Annotated in this window: 17 protein-coding genes and 4 pseudogenes; 11 read left to right on the plus strand and 10 right to left on the minus strand. The window is 68.3% G+C overall.

The annotated features are described in order from the left end of the window. The first annotated feature begins 133 nt into the window (after positions 1–133). Positions 134–526 (plus strand): pyridoxamine 5'-phosphate oxidase family protein, encoded by a 393-nt coding sequence (locus tag OG225_RS05980; RefSeq protein ID WP_405180744.1) that lies wholly within the window; start codon positions 134–136, stop codon positions 524–526. Between the two features lie 213 nt (positions 527–739). Beyond that, positions 740–1954, plus strand: coding sequence for an amidohydrolase family protein (locus OG225_RS05985; protein WP_405180745.1), 1215 nt, complete (start codon positions 740–742; stop codon positions 1952–1954). A gap of 35 nt (positions 1955–1989) precedes the next feature. Here OG225_RS05985 and OG225_RS05990 read toward each other — a convergent pair. Together OG225_RS05990 and OG225_RS05995 are read right to left on the minus strand one after the other, a co-directional pair. After that, positions 1990–2260, minus strand: a pseudogene (locus tag OG225_RS05990) (LuxR C-terminal-related transcriptional regulator); the annotation flags it as partial. Further along, positions 2258–2836 (minus strand): annotated as a pseudogene (locus OG225_RS05995) (histidine kinase); the annotation flags it as partial. The pseudogenes OG225_RS05995 and OG225_RS05990, both read right to left, overlap by 3 nt. A 180-nt stretch (positions 2837–3016) precedes the next feature. Here OG225_RS05995 and OG225_RS06000 point away from each other — a divergent pair. The 3 genes from OG225_RS06000 (at position 3017) to OG225_RS06010 (ending at position 7256) form a co-directional block, all read left to right on the plus strand. Continuing rightward, positions 3017–3304 (plus strand): hypothetical protein, encoded by a 288-nt coding sequence (locus tag OG225_RS06000; RefSeq protein ID WP_405180746.1) that lies wholly within the window; start codon positions 3017–3019, stop codon positions 3302–3304. A 92-nt stretch (positions 3305–3396) separates the two neighbouring features. Then, complete coding sequence (locus tag OG225_RS06005; protein ID WP_405180747.1) at positions 3397–4722, plus strand: SWIM zinc finger family protein; 1326 nt, start codon at positions 3397–3399, stop codon at positions 4720–4722. Between the two features lie 2 nt (positions 4723–4724). Further along, positions 4725–7256 carry a DUF6493 family protein gene (locus OG225_RS06010; protein WP_405180748.1) on the plus strand — a complete coding sequence of 844 codons (2532 nt, stop codon included), beginning with the start codon at positions 4725–4727 and terminating at the stop codon, positions 7254–7256. A gap of 107 nt (positions 7257–7363) precedes the next feature. Here OG225_RS06010 and OG225_RS06015 read toward each other — a convergent pair whose 3' ends face one another. Further along, complete coding sequence (locus OG225_RS06015) at positions 7364–9484, minus strand: acyltransferase family protein (RefSeq protein ID WP_405180749.1); 2121 nt, start codon at positions 9482–9484, stop codon at positions 7364–7366. A 262-nt stretch (positions 9485–9746) separates the two neighbouring features. Here OG225_RS06015 and OG225_RS06020 point away from each other — a divergent pair, with 262 nt between their 5' ends. The 4 genes from OG225_RS06020 (at position 9747) to OG225_RS06035 (ending at position 13573) form a co-directional block, all read left to right on the plus strand. After that, positions 9747–10274 (plus strand): hypothetical protein, encoded by a 528-nt coding sequence (locus tag OG225_RS06020; protein WP_405180750.1) that lies wholly within the window; start codon positions 9747–9749, stop codon positions 10272–10274. 100 nt (positions 10275–10374) lie between these two features. Next, positions 10375–10728, plus strand: coding sequence for a molybdopterin oxidoreductase (locus OG225_RS06025; RefSeq protein WP_216907720.1), 354 nt, complete (start codon positions 10375–10377; stop codon positions 10726–10728). 20 nt (positions 10729–10748) lie between these two features. Further along, complete coding sequence (gene nirB, locus OG225_RS06030) at positions 10749–13265, plus strand: nitrite reductase large subunit NirB (protein ID WP_405180751.1); 2517 nt, start codon at positions 10749–10751, stop codon at positions 13263–13265. Beyond that, positions 13262–13573 carry a Rieske (2Fe-2S) protein gene (locus OG225_RS06035; RefSeq protein ID WP_216907718.1) on the plus strand — a complete coding sequence of 104 codons (312 nt, stop codon included), beginning with the start codon at positions 13262–13264 and terminating at the stop codon, positions 13571–13573. Before nirB ends, OG225_RS06035 begins: the two co-directional genes overlap by 4 nt. A 33-nt stretch (positions 13574–13606) precedes the next feature. Here OG225_RS06035 and OG225_RS06040 read toward each other — a convergent pair. The 7 genes and pseudogenes from OG225_RS06040 to OG225_RS06070 form a co-directional block, all read right to left on the minus strand. Then, positions 13607–14998: pseudogene (locus OG225_RS06040) on the minus strand (carotenoid oxygenase family protein); the annotation flags it as partial. 98 nt (positions 14999–15096) lie between these two features. Further along, entirely contained in the window at positions 15097–16083 is a 987-nt protein-coding gene (locus OG225_RS06045) for an alpha/beta hydrolase (RefSeq protein WP_405180752.1), read from the minus strand. Positions 16084–16197: 114 nt separating this feature from the next. Continuing rightward, on the minus strand, positions 16198–17277 hold the full coding sequence (locus tag OG225_RS06050; protein WP_405180753.1) for an alpha/beta hydrolase: 1080 nt from the start codon (positions 17275–17277) through the stop codon (positions 16198–16200). A gap of 96 nt (positions 17278–17373) precedes the next feature. Further along, positions 17374–17766, minus strand: a complete 393-nt coding sequence (locus tag OG225_RS06055) for a DUF779 domain-containing protein (RefSeq protein ID WP_405180754.1) — start codon at positions 17764–17766, stop codon at positions 17374–17376. Next, positions 17766–19283 carry an aldehyde dehydrogenase gene (gene adh, locus OG225_RS06060; protein WP_405180755.1) on the minus strand — a complete coding sequence of 506 codons (1518 nt, stop codon included), beginning with the start codon at positions 19281–19283 and terminating at the stop codon, positions 17766–17768. Before adh ends, OG225_RS06055 begins: the two co-directional genes overlap by 1 nt. A 115-nt stretch (positions 19284–19398) precedes the next feature. Next, positions 19399–20613, minus strand: coding sequence for a transcriptional regulator (locus tag OG225_RS06065; protein WP_405180756.1), 1215 nt, complete (start codon positions 20611–20613; stop codon positions 19399–19401). A gap of 10 nt (positions 20614–20623) precedes the next feature. Continuing rightward, positions 20624–21913, minus strand: coding sequence for a GAF domain-containing protein (locus tag OG225_RS06070; RefSeq protein WP_405183209.1), 1290 nt, complete (start codon positions 21911–21913; stop codon positions 20624–20626). Between the two features lie 137 nt (positions 21914–22050). Here OG225_RS06070 and OG225_RS06075 point away from each other — a divergent pair, with 137 nt between their 5' ends. Next, complete coding sequence (locus tag OG225_RS06075; protein WP_405180757.1) at positions 22051–23880, plus strand: flavin-containing monooxygenase; 1830 nt, start codon at positions 22051–22053, stop codon at positions 23878–23880. A gap of 395 nt (positions 23881–24275) precedes the next feature. Further along, positions 24276–25129 (plus strand): annotated as a pseudogene (locus tag OG225_RS06080) (crotonase/enoyl-CoA hydratase family protein). Positions 25130–25297: the final 168 nt, after the last annotated feature.

Consider the following 25297-nt stretch of genomic DNA (forward strand, 5'->3'; position numbering starts at 1 on the left):
GTACGCCCGCCGCGTTGTCCCGCCTCGTCACCCGGTCTGCGCGAGGACACGACGCCGACCCGGCCAATCCACGTACTGTATCAATTACAGTTGAACCAACTTTCGCGCCTGTCGACCTATGGTGGAGTCATTCATGATCTCAAAAGTGCCTGCCGGATACGAGGATCTGCTGCAACGTCCGATCGTCGGTGTGCTCGCGACCGTGACCCCGCACGGGGCCCCCGAACTGACGCCGATGCGCTTCACGTGGGACGGCGCGCGCCTGCGCATGAGTCACACGATCCCGCGTCGCAAGTTCACGAGCTTGCAGGCGAACCCGAACTACGCCTTTCTCATCACCGATCCGGACGTGCCCTCGCGCTGTCTGGAGACGCGGGGATGGCTGATCACCGTCCTCGGTGATCCGAAGGGGGAGTTCTATCGCGAGCTCAATGATCGCTACGGCGACACCGACAGCGCACTGCCCGACGATGTCTACGATCGCGTCATCCTGATCCTCGACGCGACCAAGTTCACCGTGAAGTGATATCCCGCCCCCGCTGTTTCGGCCTCGACACGTGCCGTCGCGGCGGGGTGTGGCGTCGGTGAGCGGCCCCCGACCGTTCCCGAGTGACTTGCGGACCGCGCTACCGATAGGTATACAGTAAGGAATACGTGCAAGCCCGCGACGGCCTGCCGGGCGGTCGCGGCCACCCGGTTGCGGCGATGGGCGCCCTGTCCGGAGCGAAAGGGACAAGAAATGACGAAGCTCGATTATCTGGCGGTCGATGTCGACAACCACTACTACGAGACGCTGGACGCGTTCACTCGCCATTTGCCCAAGGAGTTCAGGCAGCGCGGCGTGCGCATGGTCAACGACGGCAAACGCACGCTCGCGGTGATGGCGGGCAAGGTCAACAACTTCGTCCCGAACCCGACCTTCGACCCGATCATCGAGCCCGGTTGCCTCGATCTGCTGTTCCGCGGCGAGATTCCCGAAGGGGTCGACCCCGCCTCGTTGATGAAGGTGGACCGCATGGCGGACCACCCCGAATACCAGAACCGCGACGCCCGCGTGCGCGTCATGGACCGGCAGAGTCTGGAAACGGTCTTCATGCTGCCGACCTTCGCCTGCGGTGTCGAGGAAGCGCTCAAACACGACATCCCCGCGACGATGGCCTCGCTGCACGCGTTCAACCTGTGGCTCGACGAGGACTGGGGCTTCGATCGTCCCGACCATCGGATGATCTCCGCGCCGATCATCTCCCTCGCAGACCCGGTCGCCGCGGTCGAGGAAGTCGAATTCGTGCTGGCGCGTGGCGCCAAGATGGTGCTGGTCCGCCCCGCGCCCGTGCCCGGTGTGGCCAAGCCGCGCTCCCTGGGCGATCCGCTGCACGACCCGGTGTGGGCGCGGCTGGCCGAAGCGGGCGTGCCCGTCGGCTTCCACCTCTCCGACAGCGGATACCTCGCCATCAACGCGCTGTGGGGCGGCCAGGCGACATTCGAGGGCTTCGGCAAGAAGGATCCGCTCGATCAGATCCTGCTCGACGACCGCGCCATCCACGACACCATGGCCTCGCTGATCGTGCACCAGGTCTTCACCCGCCACCCGAACCTCAAGGTGGTCAGCATCGAGAACGGTTCGTACTTCGTCCACCGGCTGATCAAACGCTTGAAGAAGGCCGCGAACACCGCGCCGTACCACTTCAAGGAGGATCCGGTGGAGCAACTGAAGAACAACGTCTGGATCGCGCCGTACTACGAGGACGACGTCAAGTTGCTCGCCGCGACCATCGGCGTGGACAAGATCCTGTTCGGCTCCGATTGGCCGCACGGCGAAGGCCTCGCCTATCCCACGACCTTCACCGCCGATATCCCGCAGTTCCCGGAATTCTCCTACGAGGACACCCGAAAGGTGATGCGCGACAACGCGCTCGAACTGCTCGGCTCACGGGTTCCCGTCGAGACCGCGTAACCGGCGGCGGGAGAGCCGCTACGCCCCGACGCGGGTCACGGTTCGATCAGGCCGGCGCGGATGGCGTAGCGGGTGAGGGCGAGACGGTCGCGCGGGCCGAGTTTCTGGAGCATGTTGGCGCGGTGCCGATCGACGGTCTTGGTGCTGATGACGAGCGTCTCGGCGATCTCACGGGTCGCATGACCCTCCGCCACCAGTTCGAGCACCTCCTCCTCGCGGGGCGTCGGGCAGGGAACGGCCCTGGCGCACCAATTGCAGATAGTCGCGGACCAGCGCCGTCACCGCGCCCGGATACAGGAACGACTCCAGGCACGCGCCCACGGTTTCCTGTGCGTCGCATGCCTGTTCGCGCAACGGTTCCGGCGCACGATCCACCACGCCTCTGAGCCGAAGCAGCGCGACGGTCAGGCTCTGGCCGATCTCGTCGTGCAGTTCGCGCGCGATGCGCTGACGCTTACCCTCCTGCGCCGTCAGCGCGGCCGCGCCCGCGACCGAACGTTTCGATTCGAGCCGGTCCAGCATCGCGTTGAACGTCTCGATCAGATCGTTGAGATCGCCGTTACCGCTGCGGTCGACCCGGTTCGCCGGATGCGGCGGATCCACCCGGCGCATCGAGGCGATCAACGCGTCCAGTGGCGCGAGACTCGACCGGAGCAGGAAGGCGTTCGCGGCCAGGATGACGGCCAGCCCGATCACCAGCACCAGCACCGGCAACTCGGTCGATCGCACGCGCGCCGACACCGTCGCCGGTGACAGCGCGAGCACCAGCGTCCCGAGGGCGAAGACGAGGCCGTTGATGACGCACACCCGGCGGAACAGCGCGTGCACGGGTGTGCGGCCACGCCGACCCCACCGCTTCCGTGGCGCCGCGAGCGTCGTCATGAATCCAGCATGGCCGCATCGCCGCCGCGCTGTCCATGGGGCCCGATACCCATTCGGTCGCGGCTGGTGCGTGCGTTGGCCCCGGCGGAATGGGTGCCACGGCCGATACCCACGGCGCGCGCGAGGTCCGAGACTGGGGCACGACGCCGAAGACGCGCGGCGGTGAAAGGAGTTTCGCGAATGGATATCGACCGGACAACAGTCCCAGGCACCGGTGTGCTCTTCCACCTTCGCACCCCCGCGGGCGCGCATTTCGCGTTGCTGCTGGAAACCGGCGGCACCCGTCGCCTGCTGCTCTACGGCGAGTCCGACGAGCCGATCGCCGATATCGCACTGCGCGCCGAGGGCGCCGACCGGCTCGCCGACCTCCTGCGCAGCCGCCCGGTCGGCGATCGGCTGACCCGGGTGGAACGACGCCTGGATCTGCTCACCCGCGACCGCCGTGGGATCGCGACCGCGCACCGGTGACCTCGGGTTTCCCTCGATGCCGTGACCCCTTGTGCCGAAAGGTGATTCGGGCCCATCCGAACTTGTCGGTGCCCGCGTCTACCTTCCTCCGCATGACCACTCAGGCTTATTCCTACGCCGCCCCCTCCGGCCTTTCCGACGGGCGGCTCGGCCTCGCGACATCGGGCGGGGTGAGCACCGAGGGCGCGGTCGCCCACCCCCGGTTCTTCAGCGGCCTGCTCACTCGCGGCGATGTGGCGGCGGCGGGTCTGCTCGCGCTCGCCGACGTCGCGCAGACCAGGTACTACCAGCCGAAGCCGACGTCCATGCGCGACCCGGTGGTCACCTGCAACGGCGACCGGTTGCGGATGGAATCGTTCTCCGCGTGCGCGGGGGTCTACGCCAGGCTCGACGTGCTGTCGGAGGCACTCGACGGTGAGGTCACCGCGCGCGGCACCACCAACGTCGACGTGAACGGCCCACTGCGCGAAGCACTCGCGCGTGTCGGCGGGTCCGATCCGTTGCACCTCGCCGTCGGCGCCGACGAACTCGTCGTCACCACGCTCGACGGCGCGACGGTGGAGAAGAAGGTGCCGCTGCCGGAGCGCTGGCTGCGTTCCTTCGCCGAGGTCCAGGCCATCGTCTCCGGTTTCGACCTGCGCGCGGAATTGTCCGCCGCCGAGGCCGTGCGATTCCTGCGCGGACTGCCCCGAGGCGGCGGCCACCTGTGGGTCCAGCCGTCCGGACGGAGCCTGCGGCCCACCGCAAGACCCGCGCCCGGCGCACTCTGCCTGGCGGGCGCCGAACGGCTGACGACCCTGTTGCCCCTGCTGCGCTTCGCCACCGGCCTGCGGCTGTACGGCCCCGCTGTCACCGCGAACTCGGGTCCGGTCGCCTCCGTGTGGGAACTCGAATTGCCCGGCATGCGTTACGTTCTCACGCTTTCCCCGGAGAATCGGCGTGGGTTCTCCGGCGAAGGAGCCGTGCTGGAATCCCTGATCAGCGACGAGACCGCCGAGGACGCCGAAGTCGTCGTCGCGTCGCTGTCCTTCGAACCGCGCCTGGACCCGGCCGACCTCGCCGACCGCGCCGGGCTGCCCATCGCCCGGGTGCGCGCCGCCCTCACCCAACTCGGCACGGGCGGCAAAGTCGGCTACGACACCGCCGAAGCCGCCTTCTTCCACCGCGAACTGCCCTACGACGTCGAGCGCGTCGCCGCGATGAACCCGCGATTGCGCGCCGCGCGCGCCCTCACCGAACAGGGCGCGGTGCGCCTCGGCGACGGCGGGGTCGCCGCCGTGACCTCCGGCGAACACGTCTATCACGTGCGCGTGGAGAACGGGTCGTGCACCTGCGCCTGGTGGATCGACCACAGGGGCGGACGCGGCCCGTGCAAACACGTACTGGCCACCCGCCTGCACGCCGGAAGGCAGGCGTGACGATGAGTGTCTGGGAGGAGATGCGCACCCGCATCCGGACCGGGAATTCGGCCGGAGTCGCGATGCTCGCGGCGAGGATCGACGAGGCGGAGCGCAAGGAGGTGGCCGCCGCACTTCCCGTCTACCTGCGCGAGTGCGCGCCACTGGATTGGAACGACCTGCGGACCATGCCGCTTCGGGTGGCAGGCGCGGGCTGCCTCGGCGGCGCTGCCGCCGTCGCCGCCTGGCTCACGCGTCGGGATCTGCGCTCGGTGAGCGACACCGAAGGCATTGCCGCGCACGTGCTGAGGGCGGTCTCCCATCGGCCCCCCGCCTGGCGACTGGACCTGGCGCGGCGGTTGTCCGATCGGCTGCGCTCGGCCGATTTCATCGGCTGGCGGCCCGATTACATGAGCTGGGAGGTTGCCGCGGGGTTGTTCCTGGAAGCGGAGCAGGCCCCGCCTGCGACCGACGCGTTCGTCCTCGGCTGGTTGAGCAGGCGCGTCTCCACCCCGCCGAGCGAAGACGCGCTCTTCGCGACGATGGCCCCCGCGATCCTCGAGGCGGACGGGGTGGCGGAATACCTCTCGCGGTTCGCGGGCACGGATTATGTTCCCGGCCGGGCGAATCCGATGGACTCCCTGATCACCGGCCTGTTCGAGACCATGAAACGCGACGATCTGCTCGACCGCTGCCTGCGGCGTTTCCTGCGCGGTGGCAAGGCGCGCGATCTCGCGTGGTTCGTCGACCTGCACGATCTGCTCGCTCTCACACCGCAGGAGGCGGCCGCGCGGGTGCGTGACTACCTCCGGTTGCTGCCCGCCTCGGCGTCGACCGTCGCCGACCTGGCGTTCACCCAGGTGCGGGCCGTGGACGAGGCCGAACCGCTCGCACCGGAGATCTTCCGGGAGGCGGCGCAGGCTCTGCTGTTCCGGCCCGAACGCCGCATCGCCAACGCCGCGCTGTCGTGGTTGGACCGCACCGCCGCGAGCCGGGACCGGCAGGGAATGTCGATCGAACTGGCGGCCGGGGTGTTCGGGCACGAACATTCCGAGATCCGCGAGCGCGCCGTCCGGATCGTCACCAAGCGCGTGAAATCCGCCGATCCGCTCACCGCCGAGACGGTCCGGCAGTCCGCGTCGGTCCTGCCGTCGACCGAACGAAGCGCGATCGCCGCCGCCTACGGTGCCGTGGAGGCGGACACGATCGAGGTCCCGGTACTCGCTCCCGTCGTGCCGCGTGACCTCGATCCACCCATCGCCTCGTCCGCCGAATTGCGCGAGGCGATCATCGAGGAGTACCACGGCTGGGATCCGGCCTGGCCCGAGGCGGAACGGCTCATGGCGGGACTGGTCAACCACGGCCCCGCCGCGATCGATGAACTGCGGCTCGATATCGACCAGTACAGCGGGTTCTACCATCCGGAAGGTAACGACATCCTGCTGAACGCACTGCTGGCCGGGTCGCCGCCTCCGGTCGACGACGTGCTCGAATCCGCGCCCGCCCCCGATGCCCTGTTCCGGCGCCGGTTCCGGGAGGCCGCCGACCTGCTCGGCGGTCCGGCATTGCTCGCGACGCCGACGAGCGCCACCGGTCACCTCGATCCCGAGATCTTCGCCGCGCGCCTGCGCGCCTGGGAAGCGGCGGGCAGGCAGCCGGGCCGTTTCGATCTGGAGCAGGCCCTGCTCCGTCTGCCGCTGGACGGAGATCGGGTGCGTCTGCTCGACGGCCTCGTCTCACCCGCCGCCGCGACGGCCCGCGCGTGGATGTCGGCGGACGGCCCCGGCCCCATCGACCTGACCTACCGCCTCGCGAAGATCAAGGCCTGGGGTCCGGATCACTGGGATCGCAGACGCGCCGACGACAGGGTCACCCGCCTGGTGGTGACCGGAACCTGCGCGTCCGATCTGGGTTCGGCGGCCCGGCTCTTCACGTTGGACACCTCCCGCAAGAGATCCGACACCTTGGAATGGTCGGCCCGATGGTGGCCGTCGGTGCTGCCCTCGCACCGCGAGGTGATCGCCGCGCACCTGCTCGACCAAGCGGCCTGCTGGCCGATGGGTGAGTACGAACAGGACGGCACCATCCTCGCGCTGTCGGAGGCGACCGGTGCGACCGACCGGGCGACGGCGACCGTCCTGCTGTACGCGCTGGCCTCACAGCGAGCGATCGACCGGGCCGCCGCCCTGGACGCCTTGCTCGCCCTCGCCGCTCAGAACGCGCTCCCGGCCGCCGAACTCGGCCATCACCTCGGTGTGTTCATCGGCACCGGCGACGTAATCCTCGGCCGCGTGGTGCCCTCGCTCATCGAGGCGGTACGGGCCGGGGCACACCTGTGGCCCCTCTTCACCGCCGCCATCACCTCCCTGCTCCCCACACCGGACACCGCGCCACCCACGGGCCTGGCCGACCTGCTGGCCGCGGCGGGCGAAGCGGCCGACCTGCACCGGATCCGGGGCGCGATACCCGCGCTGACGGTGTGGACGCCCAAATCGCGCTCGACTCGTGCGGCGAAGGAGGCCGCCCGCCTGGACACCCTCCTGACCGGCCCTTGACCGGGCGAACCAGGCACGGCCCGACCGAGCCCCCGCCGGAGTTCCCAGGCCCGTTCCGCACGGCCTATTTCGACTGCCGACAACCATGACCGAGTACCTCCGGTCCGCTACCACCACCCGGTGATGGTTCCGATCTGCCGCCCGAGTTCGGGAGCCAGCGAACGGGCGTAGCTGGCGGTGAGGTGGTGTTCGTCGCGGTAGATCAGGACATTGCCTTCCACCACCAGGCAGCGGTCGGGTCGGCACACCGAATCCGAGAGATCGATCGGGAAGATGTTCGGATGACTCGCATCGGCCGCGATCGCCGGATTCACCGGGTCCAGCACCACCGCGCGGTCGACCCCGCAACTCTGGGCGGTGCCGTGCCCGCCGAGGCAGTCGATCGCGCGGTACAGCACTCCGTCGCGGCGCAGACGGGGCGTATCGCGCATCGCCAGCACATTGAGACCGCGTTCGCCCAGTTCCGACCACACCGCCGCGAATTCGGCGGGCACCTCGTCACCCGCGCCTTCGACGCGGTAATAGGTCGCGAGGGTGAAGACCCAGTCCGGTCTGGTCTCGGCCAGCCGGTCGATCACCTCCACCGACCACTCCCGGCATTCGGGCCACGGCGAGTCGTAGTACACGGGCTGGTCGACGAGGGTGAGCGGACACCCTTCCTTGAGGTAGGTGACGATCCGCAGACCGTGGTCGCGGGCGAGGATCTCGAAGGCGGGAATCCAGTGTTCGGAATGCGAGCCGCCGACCACCGCGATGGTGCGTTCGGCGGCCGGGTCGCCGTAGACGCAGCTGCGCACCTCCCGGTCCGGCGTGATGCAGCCGTCGCGCGTCGGTGGCGGCGAGTCGGCCCAGCCCTCGAGTACCGTCGGGCGCATCGGAGCCGGTTCGAAGGCGACACCGGGCACCAGCGCCGCACCGCCGGGATACTTCTCCAATTTCAGCTCGGCCGGCGGCCTCGCCGGATTCGCGCGCAGGATGACCTGCCAGGTCACAGTCGAGCCCACTACCGCCACCGCCATGATCGAGACCGCGGTGGTGAGCGAACGTCGCACGGTGGCGGAATAGTCGTCGGCGCCCGCCGGACGACGTAGCGGCGTTTCGACCAGCCGCTGCGTGACCACGGCCAGGACCAGCGCCGCCGCGATGACCACGAGACCGTCGGTGAGTCCGGCCGAAGGCGCCCCGTATTCGGACAGGTAGAAGATCAGGATCGGCCAGTGCCACAGGTAGAAGGCGTAGGCCACCGATCCGAGGGCCACGAACACCCTGGTGCCGAGCAACCGGTTCACCCAGGGCCGCCGCGCCGGTTCGGCGTTCATGCCCGCCACGATCAGCGCCACCGCCGACAGCACCGGATACAGGGCGGTGGGGCCGGGGAATTCGGTCGCGCCGTCGATCAGCACCCCGCAGGTCAGCACCCCGGCGATCCCGGCCATCGCCAGCAGCGTCCGCACCACTCGCGGCAGCCGGATCCAGGGCGCCGCGCCCGCCAGTACGGCGCCCGCGAGCAGTTCCCACATCCGGGCGCCGGTGTCGTAGTAGGTCCACGGCTGGTGCCGCTGCGCCCCGTCGGCCGCGTACCAGAACGACAGCGCCGCGCCCGCGACGAGCAGCACGGTCAAACCGATCCGCCACCGGTCGCGCGTCGAACCGCGCGCGATCCACGCCCATACGGCGACGACGAGCAGTATCGCCAGGTAGAACTGCCCCTGCACCGACATCGACCACAGATGTTGCAGCGGACTCACCGACGGATTCGGCGCCAGGTAATCCAGTTCGGCCCTGGCCAGGAACCAGTTCTGCACGTAGAACGTCGAAGCCAGCGTCTGGATCGAGATATTGCCCCACTGGGTGTACGGCCTGGCCGCCACGGTCGCGATCACGACGGCCGCCAGCACCACCACCAGCGCGGGCGTCAGTCTGCGGGCGGTTCGGCGCAAGGTCGCCCCGATGCCGGGGCCGCCCGTCGTCGCGCTGCGGCGCAACAGCATTCCGGTGAACAGGAACCCGGACAGCACCAGGAAGATGTCGACGCCACCGGACACCCGGCCCATCCACACGTGGAACCCGACCACGAGCGCGATCGCGATACCGCGCAATCCGTCCAGGTCGTCGCGATATTCCGGAATATCCTGCGAGACCCGATGTCCCGGTGGATCCAGGGAGGTCGCCGACTCGGGGACGATCGCGCTACCGCGAGTGGCCGCGTCCGGGGATACCGGTACCACGCTGCTCCTTTCCGACCCTCGCGCCGACCCTGGCCGCGAGTCGCCGGCCGGTGAGCGCCGGGTAGTCGAACAGTAAAGATGCCGCAAACGGCGCTCGATGGCAAAACGACTGCGCTCGCACCGGTCTCGCGCCGATCGCGGCGCCGTACGCGTGCGCGCGTACCGGAGTCGACGCCGCTGGGCCGATGACGGGGTGGGGGTCCGGATTCCAGAATTGCTGACGAACGGTGTGCCAGACGCCGCACGACGAGGGGAATTCGCGATGACCGCGCAACTGACAGCCAACCGACCGGTGATCCGACTCCGGCTCCCGCGCCGTGCGCACCGGGGGATCCTGGTCGTCCACACCCTCAGCTCGGTGGCCTGGCTCGGCGTCACGCTGGCGATGCTGACGCTCGCCGTCTCGGCCGTCGCCACCGGTGACGACACCCTCACCAGAGCGGCCTACCGGGCCGACGATCTGGTGGGTGATCTGCTCATCGTCCCGCTCGGTCTGACGGCGGCGGTCTCGGGCGTGCTGCTCGGCGTCGGCAGCAAATGGGGGCTGCTTCGGTACTGGTGGGTGATCGTGAAGCTGGTGCTGACCATCGGCGGGCTGACCGCGTCACTGACCGTGCTGCGCGGCCATCTCGACGACGCCGCCGCGATTTCGGCGGACCCGGCCTCGACCGGTTTCGATCGCCTTCCGGTCACCCTCGCGGTGGCGCTCGCCGTGGCCTCGGCGACCTACACGCTGTGCACGGTGATCTCGGTGCTCAAGCCGTGGGGGCGTCGTACCACGCGGTCCTGACTCGGACCCACGGTCGAATCCTGCGGGCAATGTGACCGCAATGTCGCGCAACTACTTTGGCTGAACCGGCCAGCAGTGCTCGACATTCGGAGGAATGCAGATGCCCGATACCAGCACGCCCCGATTCCTGCAGGGCGCCTTCGTCTTCGAAGGCAAGGGCTTGGACAATCCGCTGCCGCTGGACCCGACGCTGCGTTACGTGGTGCCCCCGGGCGCGATCATCCAGCCGGTGTACTTCCGCGGCGGCAACAGCACCGACGACATGATCTCGGTACTGCTCATGCGCGACGGCAGCCCCATGCGGTACTTCCCGATCGCCGCGAAGGGCGCGACCCACGTCTCGTTGCGCGTGGTGGAAGACCTGCTCGCCGATACCGTGCTCGAACTGTTCGTCGCCGCCCCGGCCGGGGTCGACGGCACCGTGATCGTCGACCTCGGTCTCGTCGAGATCTGAGTCGTGGGAAGGACAGTGCGATGACCGCGACCATGACCGCATCCGGCACCGGCAACGGCGCGTCACCGACGGCGAAAGCCCGTCTGGTGGTCGTCGGCAACGGGATGGCCGGGGTGCGCGCCGTCGAGGAGATCCTCTCGCGCGACGGACGGGAGATGTTCGACATCACCGTCTTCGGCGACGAACCCTACGGCAACTACAACCGCATCCTGCTGTCCAATGTGCTCGCCGGATCGGAGGACACCGACGAGATCTTCCTGAACCCGCTGGACTGGTACACCGACAACGATATCGACCTGCGGGCAGGCGGCCGCGTGGTCCGCATCGACCGTTTCGCCCGGGTGGTCCAGGCCGACGACGGCACCACGCTGCACTACGACCGGCTGATCCTCGCCACCGGCAGTCGGTCGTTCTTCCCGCCCATGGACGGCATGTGGGCCGACGACAGAACGCTCACGGCGGGCATCTTCGGATTCCGCAGCCTCGACGACTGCACCGCGATGATCGATTACGCGGCGGGGCGGAAGAAGGCGGTCGTCATCGGCGGCGGTCTGCTCGGACTCGAGGCGGCGCGCGGCCTCCAGAACCGCGGCCTCGAGGTCGACGTCGTGCATTCGGCGATGACGCTCATGAACGCCCAGCTGGACACGGCGGCGGGCGAGATCGTCCGCAGATCGGTCGAGAATCTGGGGATCCGTGTCCGTACCGGACAGAGCACCAAACGCGTGCTCTCGCGCGACGGCCAGATCACCGGCGTCGCCTTCGCCGACGGCACCGAGATCCCCTGCGACATGCTCGTCGTCTCCGCGGGGATCAGGCCGAACGTCGGTCTGGCCCAGCGCGCGGGCCTGACCGTCGAGCGCGCCATCGTCGTCGACGACCACATGCGCTCGATCGACGCCGACGACATCTACGTCGTCGGCGAATGCGCCCAGCACCGCGGCCAGGTCTACGGCCTGGTCGCCCCGCTCTGGGACCAGGCCAAAGTACTCGCCGACCATCTCACCGGCGCTGACCGCCGCGCGGCCTATCACGGTTCCAGGATGGCGACCAAGCTGAAGGTCGCCGGGGTCGACGTCGCGGCGATGGGGCTCAAGGCGCCCGAACATCCCGACGACGAGTTCGTCCAGTTCTCCGAGCCCAAACACGGCGTCTACAAGACCATCGTGGTACGCGACGGCAAACTCGTCGGCGCCACCCTCGTCGGTGACGTCCGCAAGGTAGCCTTCCTGACCCAGGCGTTCGATCGTGGCCTGCCGCTGCCCGAGGAGCGCATTTCGCTGATGTTCGATATCGGCACCCCCGACGTGGAGGTCGGCGTCGCGGAACTGGCCGACGACACCCAGGTCTGCAATTGCAACGGCGTCAGCAAGGCCACGCTGGTCGGCTGCGTGCAGGGCGGCCAGCAGACGGTGGCGGGGGTGATGGCCGCGACCAAGGCGGGCAAGGGATGCGGATCGTGTAAAACCCTCGTCGCCCAGATCGTGGAATGGGCGGCGGGCGGCGAGATCGCCGAGGATCCGTCGGCGCGCTGGTACGTGCCCGGCGTCCCCTACGAGAAACCGGAACTGATGCGGCTGATCAGGGAGCTCCGATTACATTCGGTCTCTTCGGTTTTCGCCGCACTCGCCCCCGACGGTCGCGAGGACGCCAATTCCAAGATGGGACTGGCCTCGCTGTTGCAGATGATGTGGTCCGATGAATTCATCGATGAACGCGACGCCCGGTTCGTCAACGATCGCGTGCACGCCAATATCCAACGCGACGGCACGTTCTCGGTGGTGCCGCAGATGAAGGGCGGGGTCACCGATTCCGCCCAGTTGCGCAAGATCGCCGACGTCGCCGACAAATTCGCGGTCCCGATGATCAAGGTGACCGGCGGGCAGCGCATCGATCTGCTCGGCGTACGCAAAGAGGATCTGCCCGAGGTCTGGGCCGATCTCGACATGCCGTCGGGTTTCGCCTACGGCAAGAGTTTCCGCACCGTGAAAACCTGTGTGGGATCGGACTTCTGCCGCTACGGGGTCGGCGATTCCACCACGCTCGGCATCGCGCTCGAACAGCGATTCCAGGGTATCGCCGGTCCGGGGAAGATGAAACTGGCCGTCACCGGCTGCCCGCGCAACTGCGCCGAAGCGCTGTGCAAGGACCTCGGCGTCGTCGCCGTCGACGGTGGACGATGGGAGATCTACGTCGGCGGCGCGGCGGGCGCGCATATCCGCAAGGGCGATCTGCTCGCCACCATCGATGCCCCGGAACGTGTCATCGAACTGGCCGGACGTTTCCTCCAGTACTACCGCGAACAGGCCAACTGGCTCGAACGGACCTACGCCTGGGTGCCGCGTGTCGGCATCGACGTGATCCGCGCGGTCGTCGTCGAGGATCGCGACGGCGACGCGGCCCGCCTCGACGCCGAGATGCAGAAGGCGGTCGACGCCTACCGCGACCCGTGGAAGGATCGCGAAGAACCCAGCACCCCTGGACAATTCCGCACCTCGCTGCCGCTGACGGTGCTGCCTCAGGTGCCGATCCGATGACCGGCGACATCGTCGGGCATCTGGACGAGATCCCGGTCGGCGAGGGCCGCGCGTACGCCGTCGACGGAACGCAGGTCGCCGTCTACCGGCTGCGCGACGGCACCGTGCGCGCCCTCGACGCGGTCTGCCCGCATCTGGGCGGCCCGCTCGCCGACGGACTGGCCGACAACCACGTCGTCGTATGCCCGCTGCACGGCCGCGCCTTCGACCTGGCCACCGGGGCGGAGACCGGCGGCGGGCCGGGGGTGTGCGCGTATCGGGCGACCGTGGACACCGACGGCGCCATCCGCGTCGCGGGCGTCACCTGACTCGCACCGCTCGCCGGGATCGAGCAGACCACTGTCGGACGGCAGCCAGGACCCGTGCAATCCCGCGGGCACCCGGATCGGCATCCGGATCGAGGCCACCGGACCCGCCGCGGGGTCCTGCGCGGCCAGGATATGGAACCAGGACGTCATATCGCGCAGATCGGTGCCGAGCGTGCCCCGGTACGCGTGCTGCTCACCCGGCATGAACACCGGCTCGCTGACCGCGAAACGTCCCGCGTTCCAACATATTTCGGTGCCGCGCCGCGGATCGAGGAACATCAGCCCGTCCCTGGTCCGGTCGGTACCGGAGGTGCCCGCGGTGGCGATCACGGTATGCCGCGCGGTGAGGTCCCGGTCATCGATGCGGGGGAATTCGACCGGCCGCATCGCGAGTTCGGTGCGATCGACACCTCCGGTGCGCGGATCAAGTACCGCGCGGACCAGCCCGCCGCGCTGCGGTGTGTCGACATCGGCCAGCCCACCCGGGTGGGCCCACTGCACGTAGTCGACCACGACGGTGCCGTCGGCCTCGTCGTAGGCGTTCGCGAAATGCCACACCCAGAACGCATCGGTCTCGGCCCACCGCACCGCCGTGCCGTCGCGGGGGATCAGCGCGATCCGTGTGCCCCGCGCGGGCCGCCAGTCCAGCAGTGACGCACCGCGCAGCATGCCCGGTACGTCGAAGACCAGCGGACACAGGAACAGCGCGATGTAGCGCGCGGTCAATGCCATGTCGTGGACCATGACCGGCTCGTCGACACCCTCGATCGCGGTCGGCGCCCGCCGCGTCGACCCGTCCGGACCCAGCACCGACCAAGCCAGGTACGGGGCCTGCAACCGGTAGGTGAACAGCACCAGCTCACCTGTCGCCGGATCGATCTTCGGATGCGCGGTGCTGCCGAGCGCCATCGCCCCGTCACAGTCGGTACGGCCGAGGGTGGCCAGGTCTGCGGGGTCGAGACGGTAGGGCAGATCGCTCTCCGCCATCGCCAGCAACCGCCCGCCGTGCGCGACCACATTGATATCGGGCAGCTGACGGCTGGTCCCGGCCAACTCCGGCCCGACCAGTTCCGGACCGGGGGAGTACGTATCGGTGATCCCACCCCACAGCGCGCGGCCCGCCTTCTCCTCCGCGAGCACCATCGGCGTACGCACGAATCGGTTGGAGTACCCGGCGCGCCCCGCACCGATGCGCAGCCGGTGCACCATGCCGTCACCGTCGAGTGGATACACGTACCGCCCGATCGGATCGAACCTCGGATTGGGTCCGTTGCGGAAATAGGTGCCGTTCAGGTCCGCGGGGAGCTCGCCGACCACGGCCGACTCGTCCACATCGACCTCGGTGCGCTGCGGTGCGAACACTCCCGACAGGTGGGCGTGCCCGACCATGTTCACCGGGGGTGGAGCCGGGGATGCGGTGGTCATACGACTCCTCGGGCTGGCCGGTGCCGGCACGGCCTGGTGCCGATCGCTCACCGTCCACGATGCCGGAAATCCGCGCGCGAGGGAATCCCCGCGTCCGGTCAGGGCGCGCAGACCTCCGTCGTGAAATCGGCGACCGCGTCCTCGAGCAGTCGAAGTCCCGTGTCCTCGATCGGATAGTGACCGGCGTCGTCGAGCAGCACGGTGCGCACCGGAACGTGAGTGACGCGCGAGAGGAACCATTCGCTCAGCGGTAGCGGCGACCAGCGATCCCGGTGCGGCTGGGTCAGCAGAATCGGGCACGCGTCGAATTGCTCGGGCTCCACCGCCGGGGTGTAGGTGCTGTAGGTGGCCAGGAAACGCGCCGACGCCCAATTGCCGCCCGAGGTCCTGTCCCGCGTCATTACGCGCAGCGCACCGCGATCGTTGACCAGCGCCGACATCTTCGCACCGAGTCGCATCGGATATTCGACCCCGGCCGCCGGGGTCTTGGCCACCAGACCGAGGAACGGCAGCCCGAGTCGGGACTGGACGATGTCGTGCGAGGTGCTGTCACGCACCTTCTGTTCGCGCTGATCGAGAAATGTCGTGCCGACCAGGCCGCGTAATGTCTCGGCCGGTGCCTTGGCCGCCACGTGATAGGCCAGCATGCCGCCCGCGCTGAGCCCGAACAGCACGATCGGCCGGTCGTCCCGGGTCCGCTCGAATGCCAGGAAATCCACGACGAGATCGACCCAGTCGTCATAGGAGTGCACCGCGCCGGGCCGCGTCTTCGTCAGTCCGTAGCCCAGATTGTCGATGGCGACCGTCTCGAATCCGCGCCGCGCCAGCGGCGCACCCAGGATCAGGCTCATCTGCCTGCCGTTCGTGCCGACGCCGTGATGCAACACCACTTTGGCGGGGGCCTCCGGATCGGGATAGCGGTCCAGGTGCACGGTATTGCCGCGCCATTCCCAGAAATCCTCGGTCGGCGCCGTCGCATCGTTCAGACGCAGCCGCGGCGGCAGATAGCGTTGCAGCGCCCGCCAATCGGACTGATCCCGGTAATAGAGCGGTCTCTCCACAGCGCTGTCCTTCCGTGACGGCATTCCGGCGCGCGTATACCGTGCCGAGCCGAGCCTATGGGTAGGACGGCGGTATCCGGGGGAAGCACGCAAGTATCGCTCGGTTCGACAACGATTCGTGCGGCGAATCGGTTCGCGCTACGACTCCGCGGCGGTATCGCGTGATTCGGCGGGAACGGCGTCCGCGAGTAATCCGGCGATTTCCTCCACCGCCGCGCCGAAGGCCAGCGCATTGTTGACGAAGGCGTGCATGTACCCGTCGAAACGGCGCAGCACCACCGGCACACCGTCGGCCCGCAGGCGCTCGGCATACGCCTCGCCCTCGTCACGCAGCGGATCGAAACCCGCGGTGACGACCACGGCGGGCGGAAGTCCCGCCGTCGAATCCGCGTAGAACGGTGACACATCCGGTCTGGCCCGATCGATCTCCGGCGCCAGGAAACAATTGTCGTAGAAGTCGATATCGTGGCGGGTCAACGCGAAACCCTCCGCGAACGTCGCGCGTGATTCCGATTTCCCCGTCAGTTCGGTCGGCGGATAGATCAGCAATTGCAGCAGCGGATTCGGGCCACCGTCGGCGAGTACCCGCTGACACAGCATCGTCGCGAGATATCCGCCCGCACTATCGCCCCCGACCGCGACCCGCTCGGGCGCGACACCGAATTCGCCCGCGCGCGCGACGATATCGCGGAACGCGGATTCGGCGTCCTCGACGGCGGCCGGAAAGGGATGCTCCGGCGCGAGCCGATAGTCGACAGCGACGACCCGAATTCCGCCGCGGCGGGCCAGGGTTCGACAGAATCCATCGTGGGTGTCGAGATCGCCGATCACCCAGCCGCCGCCGTGGAAATACACGAGCACGGCATCCGCGTGACCGGGGTCGTACACCCGCGCCGCCAGCGGCCCCGCCGCCCCCGCGACCGTCGCCTCCGTGACGTCGACGACCGCGCGGTACCCCGCCCCGATCGCCGACATCCGCCGCGCCTGCGCGCGCCGCCGGGCAGACCCGACTGCGGGATCGGTCGACCGACGCGAGAACAGCCCGGTGACGCGCACGATCAGCTGGGCGTCGAGATCCAGTTCCCGGCCGTCACGCACGATCACCGGCCCCGCCAGCGCACGTTTCACGCCCCGGGGCAGCCGCAGCAGCCCGCGCACGGCCGCGACGGCGATACGGGTGCCGACCCGCTCGGGTGGGAGAGAAGTTTCGACCGTCACGGGCACCTCGTTCGTCTGCGGTACAGACCCGGATGCTACCGGCCACCCGAATATCCGCGGGTCCGCGACCGCTCGCCCGGCCACGGACCCGCGCGCTCAATACACCTGCTCCCCGGTCGGCGGCGGGCGCAGCGCCGCCACCTCGTCGTCGGTGAACAACCGCGAGCGGATCAGGAATCGCACACCCTCCGGCGCTTCCAACGAGAACCCGCCGCCGCGCCCGGCCACCACATCGATCGTGAGATGGGTGTGCTGCCAGTACGCGAACTGATCGGCGCTCATCCAGAACGGCGTCTGCTCGGCGACATATCCGAGCAGGACATCCGACGCGCCGACTCGGAATTCACCCAGGGGATAACACATCGGGGAACTGCCGTCGCAGCAGCCACCCGACTGATGGAACATCACCGCACCGTGCGCCCCGATCAGCGTCCGCAGCATCTCCTCCGCCGATCCGGTGAGTTCGACGCGACGGACATCCTCCGGCATCAGAAGAAGCCGAGTTTATTCGGCGAATAGCTGACCAGGAGATTCTTGGTCTGCTGGTAGTGCTCCAGCATCATCTTGTGGTTCTCCCGGCCGATCCCCGATTTCTTGTATCCGCCGAACGCGGCGTGCGCGGGATACGCGTGGTAGCAATTGGTCCACACCCGGCCCGCCTTGATCTCGCGGCCCAACCGGTAGGCGGTGTTCATATCCCGCGTCCACAGTCCCGCGCCGAGGCCGTAGAGCGTGTCGTTGGCGATGGTGAGCGCTTCGTCGGTGGAATCGAAGGTCGTCACCGAGACGACCGGTCCGAAAATCTCCTCCTGGAAGATCCGCATATCGTTGCGGCCTTTGAAGATCGTCGGTTCCACGTAGAAGCCGTCCGGGAAGTCGGCGACCTTGCGCGGATTGCCGCCGGTCAGGATCTCGGCGCCTTCCTTCCGGCCGATATCGATATAGGACATGATCTTCTCGAACTGATCGTTACTGGCCTGGGCCCCGATCATGGTGGCCTCGTCGAGCGGATTGCCGCTCACGATGGCCCTGGTCCGCTCCACGCACCGGGCTATGAACTCGTCGTAGATGAACGAATGGATCAGCGCGCGTGACGGACAGGTACAGACCTCACCCTGATTGAGGGCGAACATCACGAATCCCTCGACCGCCTTGTCCAAGAATTCGTCGTCGGCGGCCATCACATCGGGCAGGAAGATATTGGGACTCTTGCCGCCGAGTTCCAGCGTGACCGGGATGATGTTCTCGCTGGCGTACTGCATGATCAGTCGGCCGGTGGTCGTCTCGCCGGTGAAGGCGATCTTCGCGACCCGGCTGCTCGAGGCCAGCGGTTTACCGGCTTCGACACCGAATCCGTTGACCACGTTGAGAACTCCCGGCGGAAGCAGATCCGCGATGAGTTCGACCACCTTCAGGATGGACGCCGGAGTCTGCTCCGCGGGTTTGAGGACCACGCAGTTGCCCGCGGCGAGTGCGGGCGCGAGTTTCCATGTCGCCATGAGGATCGGGAAATTCCACGGAATGATCTGCCCGACGACGCCGAGCGGTTCGTGGAAGTGGTAGGCGACCGTGTCGGCGTCGATCTGGGAGATCGCGCCCTCCTGACCGCGCAGCGCCCCGGCGAAATACCGGAAATGGTCGACCGCGAGCGGCAGATCGGCGGCGAGCGTCTCCCGGACCGGTTTCCCGTTCTCCCAGGTCTCGGCCACCGCGAGCGCTTCGAGATTCTCCTCGATGCGGTCGGCGATCCGGTTGAGGATATTGGCGCGATCGGTGGTCGAGGTCCGGCCCCACGCGTCCGCGGCCCGATGCGCGGCATCGAGCGCGAGTTCGACATCCGCCGCCGAGGAACGCGCGACCTCGCAGAACGTAGCCCCGTCGACAGGGGAGGGATTCTCGAAGTAGCGTCCTTCCACCGGCGCGCGCCATTCGCCACCGATGAAATTCTCGTATCGGGCTGCGTAATCGACGATGCTGCCGTCGGTCCCCGGCTTTGCGTAGATCATTGCGGATAACTCCTCGACGAGTGCTGGTACACGGTGGATGCCGTGACGGGTGTCACTATCGTCGGCGAGGGTTGAGGAAACGTTGAGGAGAACTGCCGCGCGATCCGGCCGCGACTCAGTCGCGCAGCGCGTGGTGCGAACGGGCCGCGGCCACCGCGCGCCGCGCGTCGTGTTTGGGCAGTAGCCGCAGGGCGTGTTCGTGCACCTCGATATCGTCGGGCGCGTACCGGCCGTAGCGCAGCGCGAACTCCGCCTCGCCGCTGGACAATACCGCGGTCCGGACACCGACCTCGAGGAACTGCCGCCACCCGAGGATCCCCGGCGTCTCCGACCCCGGCAGCAGCGGACCGCGATAGAGCCGCACCGCGGTGGCCGTATCGCCCGCGGCCAATGCCGCCGCCACATCGACCGCGTCGCAGGAAATCGGACTGACCAGCCGATAGACCCGGTTCGTTATGTCACCGCCGGTCGCACGCTGCAGATACGACATCTCCGATTTCAACGTGCTCGCCCCGACCGGCCGATCGCCGTAGATCGCGAAATGCAATCGCTCGTGCGAATACCCCTCCGGGTCGAGCGCGAGCAGAACCAGGATCTCCAGGTGCCGCGGACGCAATCGGACCGGCGCCCCGTCGCGTGTCAGACTGCCGGTCCCGAGACATCGCAGCGCCACCCCGGACGCCATCGCGCTGCGCGTCTGCAATTTGCTCTCGATGGCGGTCGCCAATGTCCGCACTGTCGATATCGCCAGCGGATGTGAACGATCCCACGTGGTCGACAGGTCGAGCACACCGAGTTGACGACCGTCCGCCGCCCGGATCGGCGCGCAGTAGCAGACCCACCCGTGCAGGGCGGCCACGAGATGTTCGGCGGAGAAGACGATGTGCGGCTGATCGGTCCGCAACGCCAGCGACAGCGCGTTGGTGCTCATATGCGGTTCGTCCCACTGCCCGCCCGGCGCGAAATTCACCCGCTCCGCCCGCCGCCGCATCACCCGGCCGCCGCAGGACCACAGGATCGTGCCCGTCTCGTCGGTCACCGCGGCCACGAAATCGGCGTCGTCGGCGATGGTGCGCAATTCCCCGGTCAACTCGGTGACCGGGGCCCGCAAGGCCGAGTCGGCCCATCGCGCGTCGATATCCCCGGCGCTGGGCGCGCAGTCGCGCGCCGGATCCACGGTGCGCAGCGATCGCTGCCACGACCGCTCGACCTCGCCGCGCGGCGGCGCGTCATCACCGGCGGGCGTGCCCTCCGCCCCGCGTGTCAGCCACCGTGCCCACGCGTCCTCCAGCGCGGCTCGCTGCTGGGACAGGATCCGACGTTGCGCCAACGGTCGCCCCTCACATCTCGTCGGGCAGACCGGGTCCACCGGCCATCGCGAACGCCCGCACATCGGGCCCGGCCACCCGACGGATGAAATCCGAACCAGCCAAACCCTCGGCATCGCCGTAGCTCACCGACAGCTCGACGCCGTCCGCCAACCGATACGGCCTGCTCGCCAGTACGGATCCCAGGATCCGGCGCAGTCGTGAGATCTCCGCCCTGACCGCGACCTCGTGATCGGGGTCTCCGTGCAACGCCTGGCTCAACTGCGTCACCGTCATCCCAAGTCGACCCGAAAGATGAAGTAGTACAAGAATTTCCGCGTGCCGCACCGAGACGGCGCTGCGCCAGCCCGACCCGCTGCCCTGCACCGCGACGGTCGGCGGATCGGTCAGCGCCAGTTCGACGCGCACCGTCAGGCCGCCCGCTTCCGGTCGCACGAGCCAGCCGTCGACGATCTGCTCCGCGACACACATGCCCAGCCCCGGCACGCTCACCGCCTTGCCCGTGCGCGGCACCGGGATCCGCCGGACCGGCGCGACACCGACCGCGTGCGCGACCCACCCGTCGTCATCGACCACCAGCGCGGGCCCCGTGGACGCGGCCATCACCGGCCCCGCCGAGGTCCGCAATCGTTCGAGCCTGTCCTCGTGATGACGCCACAGTTGCGTCTCCGCGAGCCGTGCCGAGGTCGCCACCAGCGCGGTGACCGCCGGATGCAGCGAGAGCGCGGGCCCGCTGATGTCGATGATGCCGAGCAGATCCCCGGCCCGCGGATCGTGTACCGGCGCCCCCGTGCAATACCAGGGGTGCTGGTTGCGTTCGAAATGCTCCGCCGAGAACAGTTGCACCGGAGTGGCTTCCGTGATCGCGGTGCCGATGCCGTTGGTGCCGACCGCGGCCTCGCTCCACCGCGTCCCCTCCTGGAAGCCGAGCGTGTCGGCCTGGCGGCGAACTCGCGTCGAACCGTGCCGCCACAGCACCACCCCCTCGGCGTCGGCGACGACGAGCAGCATATTCGAGTCGTCACCGACGCCGAAGATCACATTCCGCATATCGTCGGCGACATCGGCCAGGACCGAGGTACGTCGACGGATCTCCACCTCGTCGAATCCGAGTACCGAGCGTGCGTTCGTGTGGTCGGGCGCGAGCCCCGCGTCCAGCGCGCGAGACCACGATCTGCCGACGAGAGGCCGGGGCCGCAGGGTCGACCGGCTGCCGCCGATCAACGCGCCGTGCATCCGGATCAACTGGCGGGCGTAGCCGGACAGGTCGGTACCGGGTTCGATGGCGGCGAAGTCACCCACGATCTTCATCCCTCGTCCGTGCGGTCCCGATCGCGCAACCGGGTCTTGCCCGCGTCGGTCGCAACGCGCTGCAACGATTGTGACATTACGCGCCATGCGCTGTGCTGTAGCTCACAGATCCATGCCGAGGAGTATTCATGACCCAGACACTCGATCACATAGTGCGCGACTCGGCGGCTCCGACGCCACAGCAGCGCGTGGACGCCTGGCTGGCCGCCTTCGAGACCGCACTCGCCGCCCGCGATGCCGATGCCGCCGCCGCCCTGTTCGCCACCGACAGCTTCTGGCGCGACCTCATCGCCTTCACCTGGAACATCACCACCGTCGAGGGCCGCGCCGGCATCGCCGACCTGCTGCGCGCCGATCCGGACGCCACCAACCCCTCCGGATTCCACACCACCGAGCCGCCGACCGAGAACGACGGCGTCGTCACCGCCTGGATCGGCTTCGAGACCGCCGCGGGCCGCGGCGCCGGACACCTGCGACTCGCCGACGACGGCGCCTGGACCCTGCTCACCGCCCTGCGGGAACTGAAAGGTTTCGAGGAGGGAACCCGAACCCGCCGCCCCACCGGAGTGCGACACGGCGCGGACCCCAGCCGGGTCACCTGGTCCGAACAGCGCGCCCTGGAAGATCGGGAACTCGGCTACACCCGCCAGCCCTACACCCTGATCGTCGGCGGTGGCCAGGCAGGCATCGCGCTCGGCGCCCGCATGCGCCAGCTCGGCGTGCCCGCCCTGGTCGTCGACGCCCACGACCGCCCCGGCGACCAGTGGCGAAACCGCTACAAATCGCTGTGCCTGCACGACCCCGTCTGGTACGACCACATGCCCTACCTCCCGTTTCCCGACAACTGGCCCGTCTTCGCGCCCAAGGACAAGATCGCCGACTGGCTGGAGATGTACACCACGGTGATGGAGGTACCGTACTGGTCGTCGACCACCTGCAGCTCCGCCCGCTACGACGACCTCGCGGGGGAGTGGACCGTCGCCGTCGAACGCGAAGGCGCGGCCGTCGAACTCCGGCCCCGACACCTGGTACTCGCCACCGGAATGTCGGGCAAACCGAATATCCCCGACTTCCCCGGCATGGACCGCTTCACGGGCGACCAGCACCATTCCAGCGCCCACCCCGGCCCCGACGGATATGCCGGCAAACGCGCGGTCGTCATCGGTTCGAACAATTCCGCGCACGACATCTGCGCCGCCCTGTGGGAAGCGGGTGCCGTCTCGGTCACCATGGTGCAGCGCTCCTCGACCCACGTCGTGAAATCCGAGTCACTGATGGACCTCGTCTTCGGCGACCTGTACTCCGAACGCGCGATCGATGCCGGAATCACCACGGACAAAGCAGATCTCGCCTTCGCCTCGATGCCCTACCGCCTCATGCCCGAATTCCAGCGCCCCCTCTACCGCGCCATCGGCGAACGCGACGCCGAATTTTATCGACGACTGGAACGCGCCGGATTCCGAATCGACTGGGGCGACGACGATTCCGGACTCTTCATGAAATACCTGCGCCGCGGATCCGGCTACTACATCGACGTCGGCGCCGCCGAAATGGTCGCCGACGGCGACATCACCCTCGCGCACGGGGAAGTGCGCGAGCTGACCGAAACCGCCGTCGTCCTCGACGAGGGCACCGAACTCCCCGCCGACCTCGTCGTCTACGCGACCGGCTACGGATCGATGAACGGCTGGGCCGCCGACCTCATCGGACAGGACGTCGCCGACAAAGTCGGCAAATGCTGGGGCTACGGATCGGGCACCACCAAGGACCCCGGACCGTGGGAAGGCGAACTCCGCAACATGTGGAAGCCGACACAGCAGGAAGGACTGTGGTTCCACGGCGGCAACCTGCACCAGTCCCGGCACTATTCGCTGTACCTCGCGCTGCAATTGAAAGCCCGATACGAGAGCATTCCGACACCGGTATACGGACTACAGGAAGTACACCACCGCAGCTGAAAAACTCAGTGCGCACGCGCTTTCCGATCTCCATCACCGATACCGATCTGTCCGACGATCCAGGGCAGCGACCGCCTCTGTACGGTAGAAAGCCGTCCCGCGAGCAAGTCGTCACCTCAGATGAAATCCGTGACGATCACGGGCTCGCCGTGCCGAACCGGCCGGTGGAGTGGGGCGACGAGGACTGGACGTCGATCGGCGGGCCGGTACACCGTAGGCCGAACAGCGACTCGGCGAAGCGGAATAGTGCTTCGAAGGACGACCACCGGTGACCGGTCGTATTGATGCCGAATACGCTGACCCGCCCCGCCACGCGTGGTGGAACCCCCGCGGTGCCCGCCGCCCACGTACCGAACCGGGTCGACCGCGCCCGCCCGAATGGCATGCTGACCGCCATGCCCGATATTCGCCTGGATGTCACCGACGCCATCGCCACCATCACCCTCGACCGCCCGAAACAGCTCAACGCCTTCACCACCGCCATGGCACTCGAACTGATCGAAGCGTTCGACACCTGTGACCGCGACGACCGGATCCGCGCCGTCGTCCTCACCGGCGCCGGACGAGCCTTCTGCGCGGGCGCGGACCTCTCCGCGGGCGCGCAGACCTTCGTCGCCGACCCCGGCGACCCCGGCGACTTCCGCGACATCGGCGGCGAAGTCGTCCTGCGCATATTCGAATTCCGCAAACCCGTCATCGCCGCCATCAACGGCCCCGCCGTCGGCGTCGGCATCACCATGACCCTCGCCGCCGACTTCCGCCTGGCCACCGACACCACCCGCATCGGCTTCGTCTTCAACCGCCGCGGCATCGTCCCCGAATCCTGTTCCAGCTGATTCCTACCCCGCCTCGTCCCGATGCAGACCGCACTCGACTGGTCTACTCCGGCCGCCTCGTCGACGCCGAAGAAGCCCTCACCGCCGGCCTCTTCTACGCCCTACACCCCGCCGAAACCCTCCTCGCACGAGCCGACACCCTCGCCCGCCGCCTCACCGACCACACCGCCCCCGTCTCCGTCGCCCTCTCCCGCCAAATGCTCTGGCGCGGACTGGGAGCCGACCACCCGATGATCGCCCACCGCATCGAATCCCGCGCCCTCCTCTCCCGCGGCGTCAGCGCCGACGCGTTGGAAGGCGTCTCGTCCTTCCTGGAAAAACGGCCCGCCCGATTCCCCGACAGCGTCGACCGCGACGTACCCGACATCTTCGGCCCCGACCTCGCGGTACCGCCGTTCCGACCGTCGCACTGACTCGTCCGCTTTTGCTGCTGCCTATTCGGTCCGGCGAGCCCGATTTCGTGCCGCCCGACATCGATAACGAGATTGCCTTCCTCGCACGTCAACCGCGCCCCGCCGTGCCGCATCCAGCCGATTTGGTCCAGCAGGGGGGTGATGGGGTAACCTCGTCAAGCACCCGCC

Source organism: Nocardia sp. NBC_01377, assembly GCF_045040005.1.
In the GTDB taxonomy this organism is placed as follows: Bacteria; Actinomycetota; Actinomycetes; order Mycobacteriales; family Mycobacteriaceae; genus Nocardia; species Nocardia noduli.

Excerpts from the sequence above, each read along its gene's own strand:
- OG225_RS05980 (WP_405180744.1), top strand. The coding sequence starts at position 134 with ATGATCTCAAAAGTGCCTGCCGGATACGAGGATCTGCTGCAACGTCCG.
- OG225_RS05985 (WP_405180745.1), top strand. The coding sequence starts at position 740 with ATGACGAAGCTCGATTATCTGGCGGTCGATGTCGACAACCACTACTAC.
- OG225_RS06000 (WP_405180746.1), top strand. The coding sequence starts at position 3,017 with ATGGATATCGACCGGACAACAGTCCCAGGCACCGGTGTGCTCTTCCAC.
- OG225_RS06005 (WP_405180747.1), top strand. The coding sequence starts at position 3,397 with ATGACCACTCAGGCTTATTCCTACGCCGCCCCCTCCGGCCTTTCCGAC.
- OG225_RS06010 (WP_405180748.1), top strand. The coding sequence starts at position 4,725 with ATGAGTGTCTGGGAGGAGATGCGCACCCGCATCCGGACCGGGAATTCG.
- OG225_RS06020 (WP_405180750.1), top strand. The coding sequence starts at position 9,747 with ATGACCGCGCAACTGACAGCCAACCGACCGGTGATCCGACTCCGGCTC.
- OG225_RS06025 (WP_216907720.1), top strand. The coding sequence starts at position 10,375 with ATGCCCGATACCAGCACGCCCCGATTCCTGCAGGGCGCCTTCGTCTTC.
- nirB (WP_405180751.1), top strand. The coding sequence starts at position 10,749 with ATGACCGCGACCATGACCGCATCCGGCACCGGCAACGGCGCGTCACCG.
- OG225_RS06035 (WP_216907718.1), top strand. The coding sequence starts at position 13,262 with ATGACCGGCGACATCGTCGGGCATCTGGACGAGATCCCGGTCGGCGAG.
- OG225_RS06045 (WP_405180752.1), bottom strand. The coding sequence starts at position 16,083 with ATGCCGTCACGGAAGGACAGCGCTGTGGAGAGACCGCTCTATTACCGG.
- OG225_RS06055 (WP_405180754.1), bottom strand. The coding sequence starts at position 17,766 with ATGCCGGAGGATGTCCGTCGCGTCGAACTCACCGGATCGGCGGAGGAG.
- adh (WP_405180755.1), bottom strand. The coding sequence starts at position 19,283 with ATGATCTACGCAAAGCCGGGGACCGACGGCAGCATCGTCGATTACGCA.
- OG225_RS06075 (WP_405180757.1), top strand. The coding sequence starts at position 22,051 with ATGACCCAGACACTCGATCACATAGTGCGCGACTCGGCGGCTCCGACG.